The sequence below is a fragment of the Desulfosalsimonas sp. genome (assembly GCF_046483245.1).
Lineage (GTDB): Bacteria > Desulfobacterota > Desulfobacteria > Desulfobacterales > Desulfosalsimonadaceae > Desulfosalsimonas.
This window is the reverse complement of sequence record NZ_JAWODO010000164.1, coordinates 1-4,770: the sequence shown is the minus strand read 5'-3', so window position 1 is coordinate 4,770 and position 4,770 is coordinate 1. Positions and strand designations below refer to the sequence as shown.

General features: G+C 54.6%; 6 protein-coding genes. 3 read left to right on the top strand and 3 right to left on the bottom strand.

Translation table 11 applies throughout. The annotated features are described in order from the left end of the window. The 3 genes from R6U41_RS14015 to R6U41_RS14005 all read left to right on the top strand — a co-directional run. The coding region (locus tag R6U41_RS14015; protein ID WP_410270465.1) for a hypothetical protein at positions 1-253 on the top strand (253 nt) is incomplete at its 5' end. Further along, positions 144-1,337, top strand: coding sequence for an MASE3 domain-containing protein (locus R6U41_RS14010; RefSeq protein WP_410270466.1), 1,194 nt, complete (start codon positions 144-146; stop codon positions 1,335-1,337). The genes R6U41_RS14015 and R6U41_RS14010, both read left to right, overlap by 110 nt. An 87-nt stretch (positions 1,338-1,424) precedes the next feature. Continuing rightward, positions 1,425-1,931, top strand: coding sequence for a peptidylprolyl isomerase (locus tag R6U41_RS14005; RefSeq protein ID WP_410270464.1), 507 nt, complete (start codon positions 1,425-1,427; stop codon positions 1,929-1,931). 18 nt (positions 1,932-1,949) lie between these two features. Here R6U41_RS14005 and R6U41_RS14000 read toward each other — a convergent pair whose 3' ends face one another. The 3 genes from R6U41_RS14000 to R6U41_RS13990 form a co-directional block, all read right to left on the bottom strand. Next, complete coding sequence (locus tag R6U41_RS14000; RefSeq protein ID WP_410270463.1) at positions 1,950-2,567, bottom strand: hypothetical protein; 618 nt, start codon at positions 2,565-2,567, stop codon at positions 1,950-1,952. A gap of 28 nt (positions 2,568-2,595) precedes the next feature. Continuing rightward, positions 2,596-3,921 (bottom strand): DUF362 domain-containing protein, encoded by a 1,326-nt coding sequence (locus R6U41_RS13995; protein ID WP_410270462.1) that lies wholly within the window; start codon positions 3,919-3,921, stop codon positions 2,596-2,598. A gap of 18 nt (positions 3,922-3,939) precedes the next feature. Then, positions 3,940-4,770: 3-hydroxyacyl-CoA dehydrogenase (locus R6U41_RS13990; RefSeq protein WP_410270461.1), on the bottom strand; the 831-nt coding region annotated here is incomplete at its 5' end.

The window sequence follows — 4,770 nt, the reverse complement described above, 5'->3', positions numbered from 1 at the left end:
GCAGGATCACAAGCCCGGCAATAAAGGCGATCACCGTGAGGATATTCTCCAGGGTGAAGAACATATAAGTGAAATTCCCCACGGTCTTCACGGTATAGTCCCTGGCAAAAAAGGTCTGGGTAAGGCCATTCTGGTGGAAGGCCATCCAGAAGAAGATCACCACGAAAAACAGGTTTGCCGCCTATGGCGGGATTTCCCTGGTCCTGTTTTTATCTATTTTTGTTTTTCCCGTTTTTCCGAAATGTTATATTGAAGGCGCCGGGCTGACCCCTTTTAAAGTCATCAGTGAATACATCATATGCGGGATTCTGGTTGCTGCGGGTGCGGCGCTTTATCGCCGGCGCAATGATGTGGACCCGGTGATGTTCGGATTTCTGATGGCGGCCCTGGCCGTGACCGTGGCCTCTGAGATCGCGTTTACCCATTATGTCAGCGTCTATGGCCCGGCCAACCAGATCGGGCACATGCTAAAGCTCATATCCTCCTATCTGATCTATCGCGCGATCGTGGCCAGGGGGCTGCTCTCGCCCTATCAAAGTATGTTCCGGGAACTGGCCCAGAGCCAGAAGGAGCTTGAGCGTTATTCCCGCGTCCTTGAAACCCGTGTGGCAGAGCGGACCCGGGAACTGGAGCAAAGCAACCGGGAACTGCGCCATTTGTCCGGGCAATTGGTTCATGCAGAGGAAAAAGAGCGCAGACGCATTGCCCGGGATCTGCACGACAGCATCGGCCAGACCCTGAGCGCCATTAAGCTGACCGTGGAAAATGCTGCGGAAACCCTTGGTCAGCGCGTGGACAGCCGGCATCTCAAGGAACTTGAAACACTGGTGCCCATGGCCAGAACCGCCATCGATGAGGTGCGGCGGATCATCATGGATCTGCGGCCGCCGGTGCTGGAAAAGGGCATCTTGCATACCATCGGCACGGTGTGCCGGGACTTTGAGCGCCTGCATCCGGATATCCGCATTCAAACCGATTTGTCCGTGGCCGAAGACCAAGTGCCTGAGGAGATAAAGGTTCCCATATTCCGCCTGCTCCAGGAGGCATTGCACAATATTGACAAACACAGCAATGCCAGCAGCGTGGATGTGATTTTTTGCCTGGAAGGGGATCGTCTTCGGTTTGAAGTGGCAGACAACGGCAAGGGTTTTGATCCGCAGACTGCCGAATCCGGCTTTGCTCAAAGCGGCTTTGGTCTTAAGGGCATGCGGGAGCGCGCCGAGCTCAGCGGTGCCGGTTTCCAAATCCAAAGCCGGCCGGGAGGCGGCACCCGGGTGCAGGTTGACTGGCCGATTGCCCCGGGCCCGGAGGCTGCGGCAGCCGGGCACCTTTTTTGATTTTACTTAACACTTAATCACTGAAAACTTAACACCGCCTGTAAAAAAGACTTTTTACAGGAAAAAAGAAAAGGAGCTTTTGCGGATATGAATGTTTTGCTTGAAACCAGCATGGGCGATATTGAAATTGCCCTGGACGCGGAAAACGCCCCCAAGACCGTGGAAAATTTTCTGGGCTATGTCAAAGACGGCCACTATAACCAGACCCTGTTTCACCGGGTGATCAACGGGTTTATGATCCAGGGCGGAGGCATGGACGCAAATATGCAGGAAAAGCCCACCCGGCCGCCGGTGGCAAACGAGGCGGACAACGGATTGAAAAACGAGGCCTATACCGTGGCCATGGCCCGTACATCAGATCCACACAGTGCAACGGCCCAGTTTTTTATCAATGTAAAGAACAACACCTTTCTCAATCACACGGCCAAAACCCCGCAGGGATGGGGGTATACCGTATTCGGCAAGGTAGTCAAAGGCCATCCGGTGGTCAACAAGATCAAGGCGGTGAAAACCGGATCAAAGGGGATGCATGCAGATGTGCCGGTTGAGCCGGTGATCATCCGCAGCGCAACGGTGGTATCAGAAGTCTCCTGAAGATTTGCTGCAAACCGTTTACCACTCGATTTTTACAGCTATCACCGAAATCCCGAGGGCTGCGGCGGATGCCCCGCCAATTCCGCCGTGGCCTGAATCATTGTCGGCTTCGGCAATCACCAGGGTCGCCACCAGTGCGGCTGTTCCCAGGATTCCGAAAACCGCGTGGGTGTCATGGGTGGAAATCCCTTCAGAGAGGTCGATGACATTGCCGTAGCCGGCAAAGCCGGTTGCGCACGTGGCTCCGGCAAGCCAGGCCGCCCCGTAGGATGCCGCCCTGTGTATTTCATGGGATGAATTGGACACGGCTGCAAGGGCGGTCAGGGCCAGGGTGCTGTATCCCAGGTATTTATGGGCGGTCATGGTGCGAAATGATGCCCGGTCCGGCAATGGCTGGTGTCCGGTCAACAACCCGGAATCGTTTCTGTCAAAGGTGTTTTCTGCCAAAACAGGGGCCGGACCGATTTTTTCAAAAAATTGCGCATCCGGATAAAGCCGGGGCGCATTGCCCGGGCCGGCGGATCTCTGCGCCTGTGCCGGCCCGGGCGATGCCCAGCATGTCAACATACAGAGCATAAATACCAGCAGCCATGCTGTAAAAAATCGTTGCGCGGTGTGCTGTTTTGTGTTGTTCATGACATGGGCCGCCCTTTTCCCTGTATTTTTATTCCACCCGGAAAAAGCTTTCCTCAAATTCGGGCCGGTCCTGGTATCTGGCCATAAAAAAACCCGGAAGGGATTCGGCCTGGGCAAACAGGTTGGGGTCTGCGTCAATACCGGCTTCATGCAGGGCCTCGACCACTTTTTTCGGATCAGGCGGGCATCCCTTGACCGCGATCATTTTCTGGATATCCGGGTGATCCTTGTTTTTCTTATACATGCACTGGCCCAGCAGGATCGTGGCTTTCATGCCCGGGGAGGGTTCCATGGCCTTGCCGGTGAGCACCTCTACGTTGTCCCAGGGCTCGCCTTTCCAGGCATAGCGGATGGCCGTTAGCACCAGGCCGTTTAGAGCCGTGCAGTAGGTGCACATGGTGTCGTCAAATTTCCGGTAAAACAGGCCGTCAAGCCCCTGCTTGGCAAGGGGCACCGGGATTTCCCGGGAGCTTTCACTGCAATAGTCAAAATCATACTCGTGGTAACGGGCCGCATCTTCGATTTTTTCCCCGACGATTTCCACATCCGACAAATCCGCGGGCCGGCCGCGGTTGGCGGCCGCGTGTCTGAGATAGGGCACCTGCTGCGGATCATGGCCCAGCAGGCGGGTGCCGGTCAGATCCGCTGACAACACATCTGCGGATGCCGCCAGCAGGTTGGTGCGGTGCATTTTGCCGTCAAAGCCCGGGCCCCGCTCCACTGTGTAAATGCCGTCGATGACGGTGAGCATGGGCGGCATTTTGTCTGCCAGCCGGGCAATGTGGAAATGCAGGTCTTTTTCCGGGTCTGCATTGTGGCATTTTTTCCGTGAGGCAATGTCAATGGTGCCCTTGAGATTCTTGATGCCCAAACTGACCATAGTCTGATTATGGGTCTTTAAGGGCGGAATGTCCACCACAAAATCGCTGTTTAATATATCCGTGTTGAATTTGAGTTCAATGCCGTCGCCCAGGTCCACTTTTTCAAACGGGCGGTCCATGACATTGACGGTTTTGACCCCGTATTTTTCCCCGAGTTTCTTGTATCCCAGGGTTTCAAAGGCATGGGCCGGTGTCTGCTTGTCCTTTGGATCGGCCACAATGCCTTCGCCGATGGTGATATCGGTGATGCCGTGTTCGGCAAGAACGCGGACCACGTCCTCAATGACCCGGGAGGTGGTGATCACCCCCCATTTGGGAAAATCGCAGACCTTGGTCCAGAACACGATATTGGGCTTGATAAAAACCTTTGCTCCGGAAGGCAGATGGTCCAGGCCGCCGCACATATCGATGGCGGTTTTAACGGATTCATAGGGTTTTTCGTATTTGACGATGGATACGCGGTGTTGTTTCATTTGTTTTTGCGCCTCTGGCTATTCGTTTTTGCCCTTGGTAAAACCGGGTTTGGAAAATGCGGGCTTTGGATAAATGTAAAAGCCCGTTCCGGTTTTGGCTCCCAGTTGGCCGGAGTTTACGTAGGGTTTTAAAAATTCGGCGTTTTTTATATCCTGGGGATCGCCGTCGGCTTTTGCCCAGTAATCGGTAACCTTCCAGACCGTGTCAATGCCGATGGAATCCATCATGCCAAAGGGCCCGATATCCATGCCCATCACGCCCATCCAGGCACGATCCACGTCTTCGGGATCGGCCACTTCATTGGCCGCCAGGCTCTGGGCGCTTTTGAGCAGTTCCATTAACATGGCATTAAACACATACCCGTTGTTCTCCTTTTTTAACACAATGGGTATGGTGCCGATTTTGCGGGCAAAGGCCTCGATGACAGACACGGTCTCTTTGGATGTACCCGGATGGGGCATGACATCGACAATGTTGTTGTAGCGGATGTCATGGAAGTGAAATGCGGCAAACCGGTCGGGCCGGCCCGTGGCTTCGGCAAACATGGAGGGCAGAAGCGATGACGTGTTGGTGGTAAATATGGTTTGTTCCGGACAGATTTCATTGAACCGGGCAAACACTTTGGCTTTGAGTTCGGGATCCTCGGGCACGGATTCACTGATCAGATCGGCTTGTTTGCCGGCTTTTTCGGCATCGGGTTCCGGGCGGATCCGGGTGAGGGCCGCATCGGCTTTCTCCTGGCTCAGTTGCTGGGTTTTGACAAAGATCCGGGCCAGCTTGCCCATGCGGTCTATGGCGGTATCCATCATTTCCTGGCTGATGTCATGCAGGATCACATCATATCCATG

Bases quoted from the DNA above. Each gene is read 5' to 3' on its own strand.
- R6U41_RS14005 (WP_410270464.1), top strand. From the start codon at position 1,425: ATGAATGTTTTGCTTGAAACCAGCATGGGCGATATTGAAATTGCCCTG.
- R6U41_RS13995 (WP_410270462.1), bottom strand. From the start codon at position 3,921: ATGAAACAACACCGCGTATCCATCGTCAAATACGAAAAACCCTATGAA.
- R6U41_RS14000 (WP_410270463.1), bottom strand. From the start codon at position 2,567: ATGAACAACACAAAACAGCACACCGCGCAACGATTTTTTACAGCATGG.